This is a genomic window from Azospirillum sp. 11R-A, from assembly GCF_049472615.1.
In the GTDB taxonomy this organism is placed as follows: Bacteria; Pseudomonadota; Alphaproteobacteria; order Azospirillales; family Azospirillaceae; genus Azospirillum; species Azospirillum palustre.
The window spans coordinates 360,834-373,702 of record NZ_JBCEBL010000003.1; the positions used below are offsets into that span (position 1 = coordinate 360,834).

Consider the following 12,869-nt stretch of genomic DNA (forward strand, 5'->3'; position numbering starts at 1 on the left):
CAGAGGCTGAGGGATCAGGCCTTCACGCCCATGCGCTTCATGATGGTCCACTGCTGCAGGACCGACAGCGTGTTGTTCCAGGCCCAGTAGATCACCAGACCCGCCGGGAAGCCGGCGAGCATGAAGGTGAAGACGATGGGCAGGAACTGGAACACCTTCTGCTGGATCGGGTCCGGCGGGGCCGGGTTCATCTTCTGCTGGAACCACATCGTCACGCCCATGATCAGCGGCCACAGGCCGAGATGCAGCATGGCGGGCGGATCCCAGGGGATCAGGCCGAACAGGTTGAAGATGGTCGTCGGATCGGGCGAGGACAGGTCGTGGATCCAGCCGAAGAACGGCGCATGCCGCATTTCGATGGTCACGAACAGCACCTTGTAGAGCGAGAAGAACACCGGGATCTGGATCAGGATCGGCAGGCAGCCCGACACCGGGGAGACCTTCTCGCGCTTGTACAGCGCCATCAGCTCCTGGTTCATGCGGGCCTGATCGTCGCTGAACTTCTCGCGCAGCTCCTGCATCTTGGGTTGCAGGGCCTTCATCTTGCTCATCGCCTGATAAGACTTGTTGGCGAGCGGGAAGAAGACGGCCTTGACGCAGACGGTCAGCACCAGGATGGCGATGCCGAAATTGCCGATGATGCGGCCCAGGAAATCCAGCGCATAGAAGAACGGCTTGGTCAGGAAGTAGAACCAGCCGAAGTCGATCGCCAGATCGAAGTTCTTGATGTTCAGCTTCTCGGAGTAGCTGTCCAGCAGCTTCACCTGCTTGGCACCCGCGAACAGGCGGCCGGTGTTCTCGGCAGAGGCGCCCGGCGCCACCGTGACCGGGGCACCCATGGTGTCGGTCTGGTAGCGGTCGGTGTTGGCGACCTGGTTATAGAGGAAGCGCGCCGTGACCTTCTCGTTCGGGTCGGGCACCAGCGACACCAGCCAGTACTTGTCGGTGATGCCGACCCAGCCGCCGGTGGTGTCCTTGGCGATCGAACCGGCCTTGCGGACGTCGTCGTACTTCTCTTCGGTCAGCGAGCCGTTGAAGACGCCGAGCGGGCCCTCATGCAGGATGTAGTAGCCGGACGTGTGCGGCGTGCCGCTGCGCGACACCAGGCTGTAGGGCAGCAGGGTGACCGGGGCGGCGCCGGTGTTGCGAACGGTCTGCGTCACCGTGAACATGAAGTCCGGATCGACGGCGATCTTGCGCTCGAACACCAGCCCCTGGCCGTTGTCCCAGGTCAGGGTCAGCGGCTTGTCCGGGGTCAGCGCGGCGCCGTCGGCGGTCCAGCGGGTGGTCGCGGTCGGGGCGGCGATGCCGGCGCCCTGCGGGACCCAGCCGAACTCGGCATAGTAGGCGGCGGGCGTGCCGGCCGGGGCCAGCAGCACGATCTCCGGGCTCTTGGGGTCCGGGGTCTCGTGGTACTGGGCCAGCGTCAGGTCGTCGATGCGGCCGCCGACGAGGTTGACGGAGCCGTGCAGGGCCGGCGTGTCGATCTTCACGCGGGTGCCGGCCGCCAGCTGCTCGGCGAGCAGGACGGGGCGCTCCTTCGCGACCTCAGCCGTGGCCGGAGGCTGCTGGGCGGGCACGCCGGGGGCCGGCACCGGCACCGACTGCTCCGTCTGGGCGGCCTGCTGGGCGGCGAGTTGCTTCTGCTGCTCCACCCGCGGCTTCTCGTAGAAAAACTGGAAGCCCAGAAGGATGGCGATCGACAGGGCAATCGCGATGATGAGGTTGCGTTGGTCGGTCATGGCGTCCCGGTTGCCGTGGGGCCTTTGGAAGAAGGGCGGCGTGTGCGCGGCCTTGTTACGGGTTTTCGCCGGGCTGGGCAACCGCCGCATGCCCCTTTTCCCGCAGTCCGCAGCGATGCGGCGCCATCGGCGCCGGCCGCGGCACGGGATCGGGCACGGGATCCCAGCCAGACCCGCCCCAGGGATGGCAACGCCCGAGCCGGCGCACAGTCAGCCATCCCCCCCGGATGGCCCCATGCTTTTCCAGCGATTCGATGGCGTAGCAGGAGCAGGTCGGCTGGAAACGGCACTGCCAGCCCACGAAGGGCGACAAGGTCCAGCGATAGAGATAGACGAGCGCGCGGAGCAGGTGCGCGAGCGGGCTGAGGCCGGCGATGCGAAACATGACGTCGCGAGCCTCCTACCCTTCCGCCTCGCGCCACAGGCCGAGGCGCTTCAGCCCGGCGGCAAGGTCGCCGAGCAGGTCGGTCCACGGCCGTTCGGCCGTGCCGCCGCGGGCGACCAGCACGAAGTCGTGGCCGGGCGCCGCATGAACGGTCAGAATCTGCCGCGCGGCCTCACGCAAACGGCGGCGGGCGCGATTGCGCACCACCGCGTTGCCGACCTTGCGGCTCGCCGTCAAACCGAGACGGATAGGCGGACCGCCTTCGGCGGGCCGCTGCTTGTCGTCGTGCCGGCGCACCTGGAGGATCAGGCCGGGAGCCACATGCTTTCGCCGTGTCCCGGCCACGGCCAGAAACTCCGGCCGCCGCATCAGGCGCCCGACCTCGTGGCCCGGCGCCGCCATAGCGGGGATCAGGCGCTCAGAACCTTGCGGCCGCGGGCGCGGCGGCGGGCGATCACCTTGCGGCCGCCGACAGTCGACATGCGGTGGCGGAAGCCGTGGCGACGCTTACGCACGATTTTGGACGGCTGGAACGTGCGCTTCATGGCGCCTACTCCTTAAGCTTTTCTGATGGTGACGGGAAGAAGACGCCCAGCCGATCGGCCGGGCGCCGGATCTATGAACCTGAACCGAACCGAAAGGCGCCTTACTCGGCAGCCCGGCGGCCGTTGACCATGCCGCGGCCGCTGGTGCGCTCGGAGATGCGGGCGGCCTTGCCGCGCAGATCGCGCAGATAGTACAGCTTGGCGCGACGGACGGCGCCCCTGCGGACCAGCTCGATCGAGTCGATGCGCGGGGAGTACAGCGGGAACACGCGCTCCACGCCCTCGCCGTAGCTGATCTTGCGGACGGTGAACGAGGAGTTCACGCCGGCGTTCTTGCGGGCGATCACGACGCCCTCATAGGCCTGGACGCGCTCGCGCGTGCCCTCGACGACCTTCACGTTCACGCGGACGGTATCGCCCGAGGAGAACTCCGGGATCGTCTTGCCACCGAGGGCCTTCTCGATCTGCTCCTGCTCGAGCTGCTGCAACAGGTTCATAGCACTACCCCTTTTCTATCGGCGCGCCTCGCGGCGGACCGTCACTCCGGTTTCGGGTCGCGCCGGCGAGCCTGCCGCCGACCCTTGTTCGTAACAGTTACTGCCGGACGGCTTGCCTGGTAGAGCGACCACAGGTCCGGCCGTCGGGCCTCCGTGATCTTCTCCGCCTCGGCCAGCCGCCAGGCCTTGACCTTCCCATGGTGACCGGACAGCAGAACCTCCGGCACCGCGCGCTCCACACCCTGCCCGTCGGTCCAGACCGCCGGCCGGGTGTAGTGGGGGTATTCGAGCAACCCCCGTTCGAAACTCTCTTCGCCCGCCGTCTCAATGTTGCCCATGACGCCGGGGAGCAAGCGCACCACGGCATCCATCAGGCTGAGCGCGGCGAGTTCCCCGCCGGACAGCACGAAATCCCCGAGGCTGACCTCTTCGAGGCCGTGCGCATCGAGGACCCTCTGGTCCACCCCTTCGTACCGGCCGCAGAGCAGCGTCACCACCGGGGTGGCGGCCAGCTCCTTGACCAGCTCCTGGTTCAGCACCCGTCCGCGAGGCGACAGATAGATCGCCCGGCCGCGTCCCGGTGCCCCCACAGGTCCCGCCGTCGCAGTCAAAGCCGCGTCCAGCACGTCGGGCCGCATGACCATGCCGGCCCCTCCGCCGAAGGGGGTCTCGTCGACGGAGCGGTGTTTATCGCGCGCGAACGAGCGAATGTCCACCGATTCCAGCGCCCAGACTCCATTTTCCAACGCCTTGCCCGCCAGCGAGTGGCCGAGAGGCCCCGGAAACATTTCCGGGAACAGCGTCAGAACCTTGGCCGTCCAGACCCGCGGACCGTCGGCGCCGTGATTCACGGCCCCTCCTCCCCGCTCCGGTCTCCGTCCTCTTCACCCCCGGCCTCCTCCGCCTCGTCACCGGAACCCTCGCGGGCCTCGATCACGGCGGGAAGGTCGACGACGATGCGACCGCCCCGGACATCGACCACCGGCACGCAGGCCTTGGAGAAGGGAAGCATCTCCAGCGGCCCGCCTGCGGTCCTGATCTCCAGCACGTCGCCGGCGCCGAAGTCGTAGATCGCCTTCACCGTGCCATAGACGGTCCCGTCGGCGAGTTCCGCACGCAGGCCAATCAGATCGGCATGGTAGAACTCGTCCTCGTCCTCCGTCGCCGGCAGGGCGCCACGGTCCACGTAGAGCCGCACACCTGCCAGGGCCTGCGCCTGTTCGCGGCTGGTCACCCCGTCGACCTTGGCCAGGAAGTTGTCCTTGACCATGCCCTGGAGCGTCACCGTGAACCGGCGGGTCCCCGCCTCGTCCGACAGCGGGCCGTAGGTCATGACGTCGGCGGGTTCAGCGGTGAAGCTGCGAAGCTTCACCAGCCCCCGCACACCGTGCGATCCCGCGAACTGGCCGACACAGATTTTGGCGGTCATCGAAGGAGCACCCGGCACGTCGTCACGACCTCAACCCTGCGGGCCAGATGGCCCACCCTCAACCTCAGCCCTCGGCGGCAGCCGCGGCAGCGGCGGCCTCGGCCTTCAGACGCTCCTGCGCCTTGGCCTTCGGAGCCGACTTCTTCGGGGTCTCGCGGACGGCGGGCTTCTCGACCAGGCCGGCATTGGCCAGGAAGTGAACGACGCGGTCCGTCGGCTGGGCGCCGACCGACAGCCAATGCTTGGCGCGCTCGGCGTTCAGGATGATGCGCTGCTCATGCTCGCGCGGCAGCATCGGGTTGTAGGTGCCGATCTTCTCGATGAAGCGGCCGTCACGCGGGCTGCGGGCGTCCGCGATGACGATCGAGTAGAACGGACGCTTCTTCGCACCACCGCGAGCCAGACGAATCTTCAAAGCCATTGGTCGAAACTTTCTCTTCTCAAGTCAAACAGGTATCGGGTGATTTCGAGAGGCGGTCAGGTCAGCCGAAAGGCCCCTTCCCGCCAAAGCCGCCGAGTCCCTTCGGCAGCAGGTTTCCGAGGCCGCCGCGCAGCATCCCCTTCTTCCCAAGCTTCTGCACCTGCTTCATCATTCCGCGCATGGTCTCGAACTGCTTCAGCAGCTTGTTGACCTCCTGCACCGAGGTGCCGGAACCGGCGGCGATGCGCTTGCGGCGCGAAGCCTTGATAAGGTCGGGGTTCTTGCGCTCCGCCTTGGTCATCGAGGAGATGATCGCCTCCTGGCGCTTGATCATCCCGTCGTCGACGTTGGCGTCCTTCAGCTGGTCCTTGATCTTGCCGATGCCCGGCAGCATTCCCATCAGGCCGGACATGCCGCCCATCTTGCGGAGCTGCTTCAGCTGCATCGCCATGTCGTCGAGGTCGAAGCCCTGGCCCTTCTCCATCTTGCGGGCGAGCTTTTCGGCCTCGTCCTTGTCGATGGTCTCGACAGCCTTCTCCACCAGCGACACCACGTCGCCCATGCCGAGGATTCGGCCGGCGATGCGGTCGGGATGGAAGGGCTCCAGCGCGTCGATCTTCTCGCCGACGCCCAGCAGCTTGATCGGCTTGCCGGTGATCTGGCGCATCGACAGGGCGGCACCGCCACGCGCGTCGCCGTCGATGCGGGTCAGCACGATGCCGGTGATGCCGACCTTGTCGTTGAAATTGGTGGCGACGGTGACGGCGTCCTGGCCGGTCATCGCGTCGGCGACCAGCAGGGTTTCCACCGGCTTCGTCGCGTCGCGGACCGCCGCGACCTCCGCCATCAGCTCCTCGTCGATGGCGAGGCGGCCGGCGGTGTCGAGCATGACGACGTCGTAGCCTTCGAGACGGCCGGTCTCGATGGCGCGCTTGGCGATGGCGACCGGGTCCTGGCCCGGCACGATCGGCAGCGTGGCGACGCCGGTCTGCTCGCCGAGAACCTTCAGCTGCTCCTGGGCGGCCGGACGGCGGACGTCCAGCGAGGCCATCAGGACCTTCTTGCGGTCCTTCGTCTTCAGGCGCAGCGCGATCTTGGCGGTGCTGGTGGTCTTGCCCGAGCCCTGGAGACCGACCATCAGGATCGGCACCGGAGCGGCGGCGTTCAGGTTGATCTCGGCGCCTTCGCCCAGCATCTCCACGAGATTGTCGTGGACGATCTTGATGACCTGCTGGCCGGGGGTGACCGACTTCAGCACCTCCTGCCCGACGGCGCGTTCCTTCACCTGGGTGACGAACTGCTTGACGACGGGCAGGGCGACGTCAGCCTCCAGCAACGCCACGCGAACTTCGCGCAGTGCGGCGGAGACGTCCTCCTCGGTCAGCGCGCCACGGCGGCGCAGCTTGTCGAAGATGTCGCCCAGGCGTCCGGTCAGGCCTTCGAACATGCGATACTCGTTCCCCAGTTCCGGGTCCAGCGTCAGAGCCGCCACCCGCACAAGCACGAAAGCGCCAGTGCGCGAATTTCGCGGACTGGCGGAGATACCCGGCGTTGGGCCGGGGTACCCGGTCTATCGACTTTGCGGAAGACAGGTCGGCGGACCATAGAGAAGCCGGCAGGCCGAGTCAACCGTCGCAGTCGGTCTTTTGCCGTCGTCCTTACGTCTGCCTTGCCCGGTGGCGGTTATCGGCCCCAAGCTTGTCACAAGCCATCAACCCTTAACCAAATTTTGGCGACTCTTTCGGATTATGAGTCATCAAATAGAGAAGGTATGCCGGCGATGTCGTCCGCCCAGGGCTTTGGGTCCAACAGCCCGCGAACCAAGCTGACCCAGAGCCAGCTCAACGCGATCCTGTTGCGACACCAGGCATTCCGCAAAAGCCAGCCCGGCGGCGTGCGCGCCAACCTGAAGATGCGCGACCTGTCGCATCTCGATCTCTCCGGCATCGACCTGTCGGACGCCGACCTGTCGGGGGCGAAGCTGTTCAGCGCCCGGCTGACCGGCGCCAACCTCGCCAACGCCAACCTCTATGCCGCCGACCTGCGGCTCGCCAACCTGGAGAAGGCCGATCTGCGCCGGGCCGACCTGCGCGGCGCCTGCCTGCGCGGTGCCGTGCTGAGCGAGGCGACGCTGGTGGAGGTCGACCTGCGCGACGGCACGCTGCTGCATTACGACTCCAGCGGCGAGATGTACGCCCACGAGTATGAGGATTCCGTCCTGACGTCGGAACTGACGGCGGCGACCATCCGCGGCGCCGACCTGTCGCGGGCCAAGATCGCCAACGCCTTCGTCATGCAGACCGACCTGACCGACGCCGTCCTGCGCGGTACCAAGTTCATGCGCGCCAACCTGACCGGCTCCAACCTGACCGGCTGCGACCTGACCGACGCCGACCTGACCGAGGCGAACCTGTCGGGCGCCCGGCTGTCCGGGGCGGTGATGACCGGCTGCGCCATCAACCGCACCAATTTCAGCGGCGCCACGCTGATCGGCGCCATTCTGGACGCGGCGCAGATGCGCTCGCCCAACCTGCAGGCGGCGGTGCTGGCCAAGACGCTGGAGAACCCGGAAGACGATCTGCGCGAAATGCTGATGGAGCATCTGAGCTGGATCGACAGCGGCGGCAAGGCCGGCAAGCGCGCCGACCTGTCGGCGCTGGACCTGTCGGGGCGCAAGCTAGACGGCATCAACCTGTCGGCGGCGATCCTGCAATGCATCGCGTTGCGCGGCGCCAACCTGTCCGGCGCGTCGATGGCGATAGCCGACATGTCGCTGGCCGACCTGCGCAAGGCCGACCTGTCGAAGGCCGATCTGCGCGGGGTGAATTTCGAACGCGCCACCCTGACCGGCGCCAACCTGACCGGCGCCCAGCTCGGCCCCGTCCATATCCAGACGATGAGCGGCCATGTCTGGCGGGCCAACCTGCAACGCGCCCGGCTCGGCATGGCGCTGCTGTGCAAGGCCGACCTGCGCAAGGCCAATCTTTCCGGTGCCAATCTCGCCGGGGCCGACCTGACCGGCGCCAACCTCAGCGAGGCCGACCTGACCGGCGCCGACCTGACCGGTGCGGTGCTGGACGGCGCCACGATGGACCAGGCGATCGTCGAGGAGGCGATCGGACTGGCCAGCTGAGCGGTCGGTTCAGGGCTCCGATTTCTCAGGCGGAAGGCCCGCCCCGCCGGGCCATCCAGTCGCCGGAGCCGTAGACGCTGCGGACATGGTGAACCAGCAGGTTGCGGGCGTCGATCAGCTGGCCCATCCGCTCGCGACAGGCGACGATGCCGGTGTCCGGGTGATAGACCGGCGCCAGTTCGCGGAAGCGCCGCCGCACCTGATCCTCGTCGAAGCACCATTCATTGACGAAGCCGAACAGCTGGGCGGCGTCGCGCACATGCGTGATGCGGCCGTCGAGCGGCTGGAAGGACAGGCGTTGCAGCGCGTGGGCCAGCGTCTTGTTGCGGTAGCCCAGCGTCTCCACCGCGGCTTCGAGCCGGCGGACATCCTCGCCCGGCAGGATGCGGGCGCCGGGATCGGCAAGCGCCAGGGCGGCGGCCAGCGCCTTGCGGATCGCAGCGTCGCTGGCGTCGGTCTCCCCGACCTCCAGCAGCGCCTCTCCCTCCGGATCGTGCAGGCCAGGATCGGCTCCCGCCTTCGGCGCCAGCAGCAGGGCGGCGGCGACAAGCATCGGCACCCCTGCCCCGCGGGCGGCGGCAAGCTCCAGAACGGCGGCACGGAAACGGGCGCCGCAGGGCACGGCCCGGCCGGGGGTGGGTGAGGAAACGGTCTCTTCCGGTGCGGTCATCGTCGGCGCCAACACTTGGTGGAAGCGGGCGCGAGTCTACGCAATCGCCGGAGTCGCCGCAATCGCACCGATGGATGCGGGCCCAGGGATAAATGAGGCTGGATAAAAGTGGGTGGATGACGGGGATGTGAGGATCCGCTTCTGGATCACTGCGCCTTCATCGCCCCGGGCTTGGCCGGCAGCCGGTCGAGCAGTTCGCCGATATAGGCGGTCTCGTCCTTGCCGGCCATGGCGGCGAAACCCTTCAGCATCTGGCTGCCGAAGGTGAAGACGCTGGCGAGGTCGATGCGCCACGCCCCGCCCTCGCGGACGAAATCGGCAGGGACCAGCGCCGGCCGGTTGTCGACCATCAGCAGGCCCGACGCCCGGTCGCCCTTGACCCGCACCGGCCCCAGCGCGCTGCGGGAGATGACGTTGGGTCCGAGCCAGCCGGCTTTCAGCGCATGGTTGGCGATGTCGCCGACCGACATGCGCCGCAATTCCGCCGGGCCGAGATAGCGGCGCAGCCCCATGGCGGCGAAGCGCTCCGCCGGCTCCAGCCGTTGCAGGGGCGCATCGCCGGGCTGGCGGGCGGCGTCGCGCACCGACTCCAGCGCCTTGACCGAATTGCGGGTGAGCAGCGGGATCACCGCCGATCCGCGCTTCTCGGACAGCGCCGTGCGGGCGGCGTCGAAGGTGGCGGCGACCTCGCGCTCCTCCGGCGTTTCGCGCGGTGGGGCGGCGAAGCTGGTGGCGGCGGCGATCAGGACGACGAAGAAGGCGAGAAAGGCGACACGCATACCGGAGGGAACCCGAAAACAGAGGAAAACGTCACGCCTTCTCCTCGACACCGAAAAATTCGAGCTGCCAGCGCATCTCTTCATCGGTCATCGGATAGTGCGTGCCGTCCCGAGCATTAAGCGCTGTTTTTGGCGGAATCTGGGCGAGCCGCAACTGCACCTGCCGGGCGAAGCGCATGGTCAGCCCGGCGCGCCAGACCAGGGCGGTGACGGCGCGCGGCGCATGGGTGGCAACGATGCGGTCCACCACCGGCAACGGAATCTGCGAAAGCTCCGCCAGGGCGGCCATGACGAAGCCGCGGTCGCCCTCCACCATCGAGCCCTCGATCAGCTTCTCGGTCAGCTTGCCTTCCTTGTTCAGGCGTGCCGCCTTGTCGCTGGGGCGTTCGACCGGCTTCTCCGGCCCGGCGGCGCCGCCGACCGCCTCCTCGCCGAAATCGACAGGGCCGAGCGGCAGGCCGGGTGCCGCGCCGCCCGCCGCCTGCCCCACCCGCTGGCGCACCGCCTCCACCAGCCCGCGCGCGGCAGCCGGATCGAGGTCGTCGCGGTCCTGCAGGACCTTCAGCAGATTGTCGGCGACGAAGCTGGCCAGCCGCGCCACCGCGCGGGCCGGCAGCCGCGGGCGGCGGACCAGCGGCGAATGCCAGGGCTCGTGCTGCGGCGCCTGATCGAGGATGCGGTCGAGCGTCTCTTCGCGGATCTGGGCCGACGGGTTGCCGAGCAGCGCCGTCACCGCCGCCTCGTCGTCCGAACGCGCGATGGCGTCGGCGACGGAGGCGCTGACATTGTGCCGGCTGGCGATGGCGGTCATCGCGCCGCGCACCGGCCCCTTCATGATGATATCGGTCAGATCCTCCTCGGTGAGGATCGGCGAATGCTGCAACACGGGCCCGCAGACCGACAGCTCGACGTCGCGGGCCAGCCGGTTGATCACGCCGTGCGGGGCGTTGGGCAGGTCCTTCAGCGCTTCGGCCAGGATGCCGCGCACCTCCGTCGCCTGATCGCGGGCCAGCGTTTCCAGGCATTCCACTGTCAGCCGTTCGATCTGCATCGCCTGGTCGGCCGACAGCTCCGGCAGCAGGCGGGCGATCTTGCGCGCCACCGCCTGCCGCACCATGACCTCGCGGTCCTTGGCCAGCAGCAGGTCGGCCTGCCGCGGGGTGCCGGCATTGGTGGCGATGGCGCGCCGCACCTCGGCCGCGGCATCGGCGGCAAGGAAATACAGCAGCTCCGGCCGGGTCTTGGGATGTTCGGCGACCTTCCGGCGAACCGCCGGATCTTCGCTCTGCACCATCCGCTTGGCGGATTCGTAGTCGGCGGGGTCGAGGGTCTCGGGACGCGGATTGGCAGGCGGGGTCACGGGATGGGCTCCGCGGCGGAAACATCGGAGGAGGGTGGCTGAGCGGCCGCCCGATAGGCAGGGGCCAGGGCGAAATGGCCCTTGCCGCTCTTCTTGGCGTCGTACATGGCGGCATCGGACCGGTCGGTCAACTCCCGCACCGATTCGCCGCGGCCGGGGGTGTGGACGGCAATGCCGATCGACAGGCCCAGCGGTTTTTCAGGACTGGCCGACAGGTGGGCCAGATCGCGCATGCCGTTCAGCAGCCGTTCGGCGACGATGCGGGCCTTCGCCTCGTCGGTGCGGCCCAGCCACAGCACGAACTCGTCACCGCCCAACCGGCCCGGCAGGTCGCCCGGCCGCACCCCGGTGCTCAGCAGCGTGCCGATGGCCTTCAGCACGGCATCGCCCTGCTGGTGGCCGTGCAGGTCGTTGACCGCCTTGAAATTGTCGAGGTCGACATAGAGCAGGGCCGACGGTCCGCTGTCCGGCCGGGAGATCGATTCCTCCAGCCGTTCGAAGAAGGTGCGGCGGTTGAACAGGCCGGTCAGCCCGTCGCGCTCCGACAGGCGGCGCAGCCGCTCCTGGTAGGCGAGATGGGCGTGCGCGATGCCGATATGGTCGGCCACGCCCGACATCAGATGGCGGTCGTCCTCGTCCCACGGCTCCGAATCGCCGGTACGCCAGACCAGCAGCGCACCGTTCGCCGCCTGCCGGTACTCCGTCCGCTCGCCGATCAGCTGCACGTCGCCCAGCCGGTCGGTCACCAGCCCTTCGTTGTTGGCGATGCGGTCGAGCAGGGCGGTGCCGACCTCCGGCAATTTCGCCCCGAACTCCGCAACCAGCGACAGGACGACACGGCCGCCGGCGGCGCCCTCCTCCGCCCGATAGATGCGGCAGCCGTCGGCGCTGAGCGCCCGCGCCGTTTCGGTCGCGGCAACGGCCAGCGCTTCCGCGGCGTCGAGCCGGTCGCGCAGGGTGTGGACGATGTGGCCGAGCAGCCGTTCGCGGTTCCGGATGCGCGCCAGCTCGTTGGAGCGCAGCACCTGCTCGGTCACATCGCGGCAGACGCCGCGGGCGCCGATCCAGTCGCCCTGCACCCCGAACAGCGGCAGGGCGGAGGCGACGACGCAGGCCTGCGTGCCGTCGGCGCTCTTCAGCCACAGCTCGGTCTGGTCGATCGCCCGGCGGCAGTCGAACGGCATCGGCAGGTCTTCCGCCTCCTCCAGCGCCAGGCTGCGCGGGTCGCGGCCGATCAGCGCGTCGGCGGGATAGCCCAGCGCGCCCTTGTGGCTGACGAAGACGAAGGTGCCGTCCGGCCCGGTCTCCCAGGCGAAGTCGGAGGAGACCTCCACCAGATCCTTGTAGCGCCGCCGCGATTCGGTCAGCGTGTGGCGCAGCTGGCGCTCCAGCGTGTCGTCGCGGCCCAGCAGCAGGAACCCGCCGTCGGGCAGCGGCACGCCGGCCCATTCGACGATCATGATCCCGCGCAGCGATTCCACCGGCACCGACCGCAGCCCCGGCGCCACGCTGGACGCCGACAGCCAGTTGCGCAGCTCCGGCAGCCAGCGCGGATCGCTGTCCATCATGTCTTCCGCCTCGGCATTCGCTTCGGCGACGGCCAGCGCCGAATCCAGCCGCAGGGCCGGGCCGGGATACAGCGCGACCAGCGTCACGGGGCCGGTCTGGCCGCCGGTGGAGGCGGAAGCGGTGGCGAAGGTACCGGTGGTCAGAAGAAGGTCCACGGCAATCCCAGAGGGCAATCCACGAGGCTTGCGGGCCACGAGGCAGGCGGAGCGGAAACCTTTGGCTGTAAACCATTACAAGGTCTGGTCCATGCTACCTCTTTAGGGGTTAATCTTCAATCAACCAACGACGCGGGGAACTCCCCATAGCGGCGGCTTGGCCAAAGGGCGGCTGCGCGCCTGC

14 protein-coding genes are annotated in these 12,869 nt (G+C 68.4%); 1 reads left to right on the plus strand and 13 read right to left on the minus strand.

The genetic code is table 11. The features are described from left to right. Positions 1-14: 14 nt before the first annotated feature. The 9 genes from yidC to ffh all read right to left on the minus strand — a co-directional run bounded on the left by yidC (position 15) and on the right by ffh (position 6,466). Positions 15-1,742: a membrane protein insertase YidC gene (yidC, locus tag VH569_RS07420; RefSeq protein ID WP_098741149.1), complete on the minus strand. Its 1,728-nt coding sequence runs from the start codon at positions 1,740-1,742 to the stop codon at positions 15-17. Between the two features lie 55 nt (positions 1,743-1,797). Then, entirely contained in the window at positions 1,798-2,127 is a 330-nt protein-coding gene (gene yidD, locus VH569_RS07425; RefSeq protein ID WP_174472678.1) for a membrane protein insertion efficiency factor YidD, read from the minus strand. A 15-nt stretch (positions 2,128-2,142) separates the two neighbouring features. Next, a complete protein-coding gene (rnpA, locus tag VH569_RS07430; RefSeq protein ID WP_098740537.1) occupies positions 2,143-2,529 on the minus strand; it encodes a ribonuclease P protein component in 387 nt (128 codons plus the stop codon). Positions 2,530-2,537: 8 nt separating this feature from the next. Continuing rightward, on the minus strand, positions 2,538-2,672 hold the full coding sequence (gene rpmH / locus VH569_RS07435; protein ID WP_098740538.1) for a 50S ribosomal protein L34: 135 nt from the start codon (positions 2,670-2,672) through the stop codon (positions 2,538-2,540). 101 nt (positions 2,673-2,773) lie between these two features. Continuing rightward, the gene (gene rplS, locus VH569_RS07440; RefSeq protein WP_098740539.1) at positions 2,774-3,169 is read right to left on the minus strand and encodes a 50S ribosomal protein L19; all 396 of its coding nucleotides are present in this window, start codon (positions 3,167-3,169) and stop codon (positions 2,774-2,776) included. A gap of 41 nt (positions 3,170-3,210) precedes the next feature. After that, positions 3,211-3,957, minus strand: coding sequence for a tRNA (guanosine(37)-N1)-methyltransferase TrmD (gene trmD, locus VH569_RS07445; protein ID WP_423314805.1), 747 nt, complete (start codon positions 3,955-3,957; stop codon positions 3,211-3,213). A gap of 59 nt (positions 3,958-4,016) precedes the next feature. Beyond that, positions 4,017-4,598, minus strand: coding sequence for a ribosome maturation factor RimM (gene rimM, locus VH569_RS07450; RefSeq protein ID WP_423314759.1), 582 nt, complete (start codon positions 4,596-4,598; stop codon positions 4,017-4,019). A gap of 64 nt (positions 4,599-4,662) precedes the next feature. Beyond that, complete coding sequence (gene rpsP / locus VH569_RS07455) at positions 4,663-5,019, minus strand: 30S ribosomal protein S16 (protein WP_063633821.1); 357 nt, start codon at positions 5,017-5,019, stop codon at positions 4,663-4,665. A gap of 61 nt (positions 5,020-5,080) precedes the next feature. Beyond that, complete coding sequence (ffh, locus tag VH569_RS07460; RefSeq protein WP_098741150.1) at positions 5,081-6,466, minus strand: signal recognition particle protein; 1,386 nt, start codon at positions 6,464-6,466, stop codon at positions 5,081-5,083. 333 nt (positions 6,467-6,799) lie between these two features. Here ffh and VH569_RS07465 point away from each other — a divergent pair, with 333 nt between their 5' ends. Then, on the plus strand, positions 6,800-8,152 hold the full coding sequence (locus VH569_RS07465; RefSeq protein WP_423314760.1) for a pentapeptide repeat-containing protein: 1,353 nt from the start codon (positions 6,800-6,802) through the stop codon (positions 8,150-8,152). Positions 8,153-8,177: 25 nt separating this feature from the next. On the opposite strand, the gene VH569_RS07470 is transcribed toward VH569_RS07465, so the two are convergent. The 4 genes from VH569_RS07470 to VH569_RS07485 form a co-directional block, all read right to left on the minus strand. After that, the gene (locus VH569_RS07470; protein ID WP_423314761.1) at positions 8,178-8,822 is read right to left on the minus strand and encodes a hypothetical protein; all 645 of its coding nucleotides are present in this window, start codon (positions 8,820-8,822) and stop codon (positions 8,178-8,180) included. Between the two features lie 146 nt (positions 8,823-8,968). Then, positions 8,969-9,601, minus strand: a complete 633-nt coding sequence (locus VH569_RS07475) for a hypothetical protein (RefSeq protein ID WP_423314762.1) — start codon at positions 9,599-9,601, stop codon at positions 8,969-8,971. A 31-nt stretch (positions 9,602-9,632) separates the two neighbouring features. Next, entirely contained in the window at positions 9,633-10,961 is a 1,329-nt protein-coding gene (locus tag VH569_RS07480) for a DUF2336 domain-containing protein (RefSeq protein WP_423314763.1), read from the minus strand. Further along, on the minus strand, positions 10,958-12,685 hold the full coding sequence (locus tag VH569_RS07485; protein ID WP_423314764.1) for a sensor domain-containing diguanylate cyclase: 1,728 nt from the start codon (positions 12,683-12,685) through the stop codon (positions 10,958-10,960). The genes VH569_RS07480 and VH569_RS07485 overlap by 4 nt, the downstream gene beginning before the upstream one ends. Between the last annotated feature and the right edge of the window lie 184 nt (positions 12,686-12,869).

Coding starts and splice junctions, on each gene's coding strand:
- yidC (WP_098741149.1), bottom strand. CDS start 1,742: ATGACCGACCAACGCAACCTCATCATCGCGATTGCCCTGTCGATCGCC.
- yidD (WP_174472678.1), bottom strand. CDS start 2,127: ATGTTTCGCATCGCCGGCCTCAGCCCGCTCGCGCACCTGCTCCGCGCG.
- rnpA (WP_098740537.1), bottom strand. CDS start 2,529: ATGGCGGCGCCGGGCCACGAGGTCGGGCGCCTGATGCGGCGGCCGGAG.
- rpmH (WP_098740538.1), bottom strand. CDS start 2,672: ATGAAGCGCACGTTCCAGCCGTCCAAAATCGTGCGTAAGCGTCGCCAC.
- rplS (WP_098740539.1), bottom strand. CDS start 3,169: ATGAACCTGTTGCAGCAGCTCGAGCAGGAGCAGATCGAGAAGGCCCTC.
- trmD (WP_423314805.1), bottom strand. CDS start 3,957: ATGTTTCCGGGGCCTCTCGGCCACTCGCTGGCGGGCAAGGCGTTGGAA.
- rimM (WP_423314759.1), bottom strand. CDS start 4,598: ATGACCGCCAAAATCTGTGTCGGCCAGTTCGCGGGATCGCACGGTGTG.
- rpsP (WP_063633821.1), bottom strand. CDS start 5,019: ATGGCTTTGAAGATTCGTCTGGCTCGCGGTGGTGCGAAGAAGCGTCCG.
- ffh (WP_098741150.1), bottom strand. CDS start 6,466: ATGTTCGAAGGCCTGACCGGACGCCTGGGCGACATCTTCGACAAGCTG.
- VH569_RS07465 (WP_423314760.1), top strand. CDS start 6,800: ATGTCGTCCGCCCAGGGCTTTGGGTCCAACAGCCCGCGAACCAAGCTG.
- VH569_RS07470 (WP_423314761.1), bottom strand. CDS start 8,822: ATGACCGCACCGGAAGAGACCGTTTCCTCACCCACCCCCGGCCGGGCC.
- VH569_RS07475 (WP_423314762.1), bottom strand. CDS start 9,601: ATGCGTGTCGCCTTTCTCGCCTTCTTCGTCGTCCTGATCGCCGCCGCC.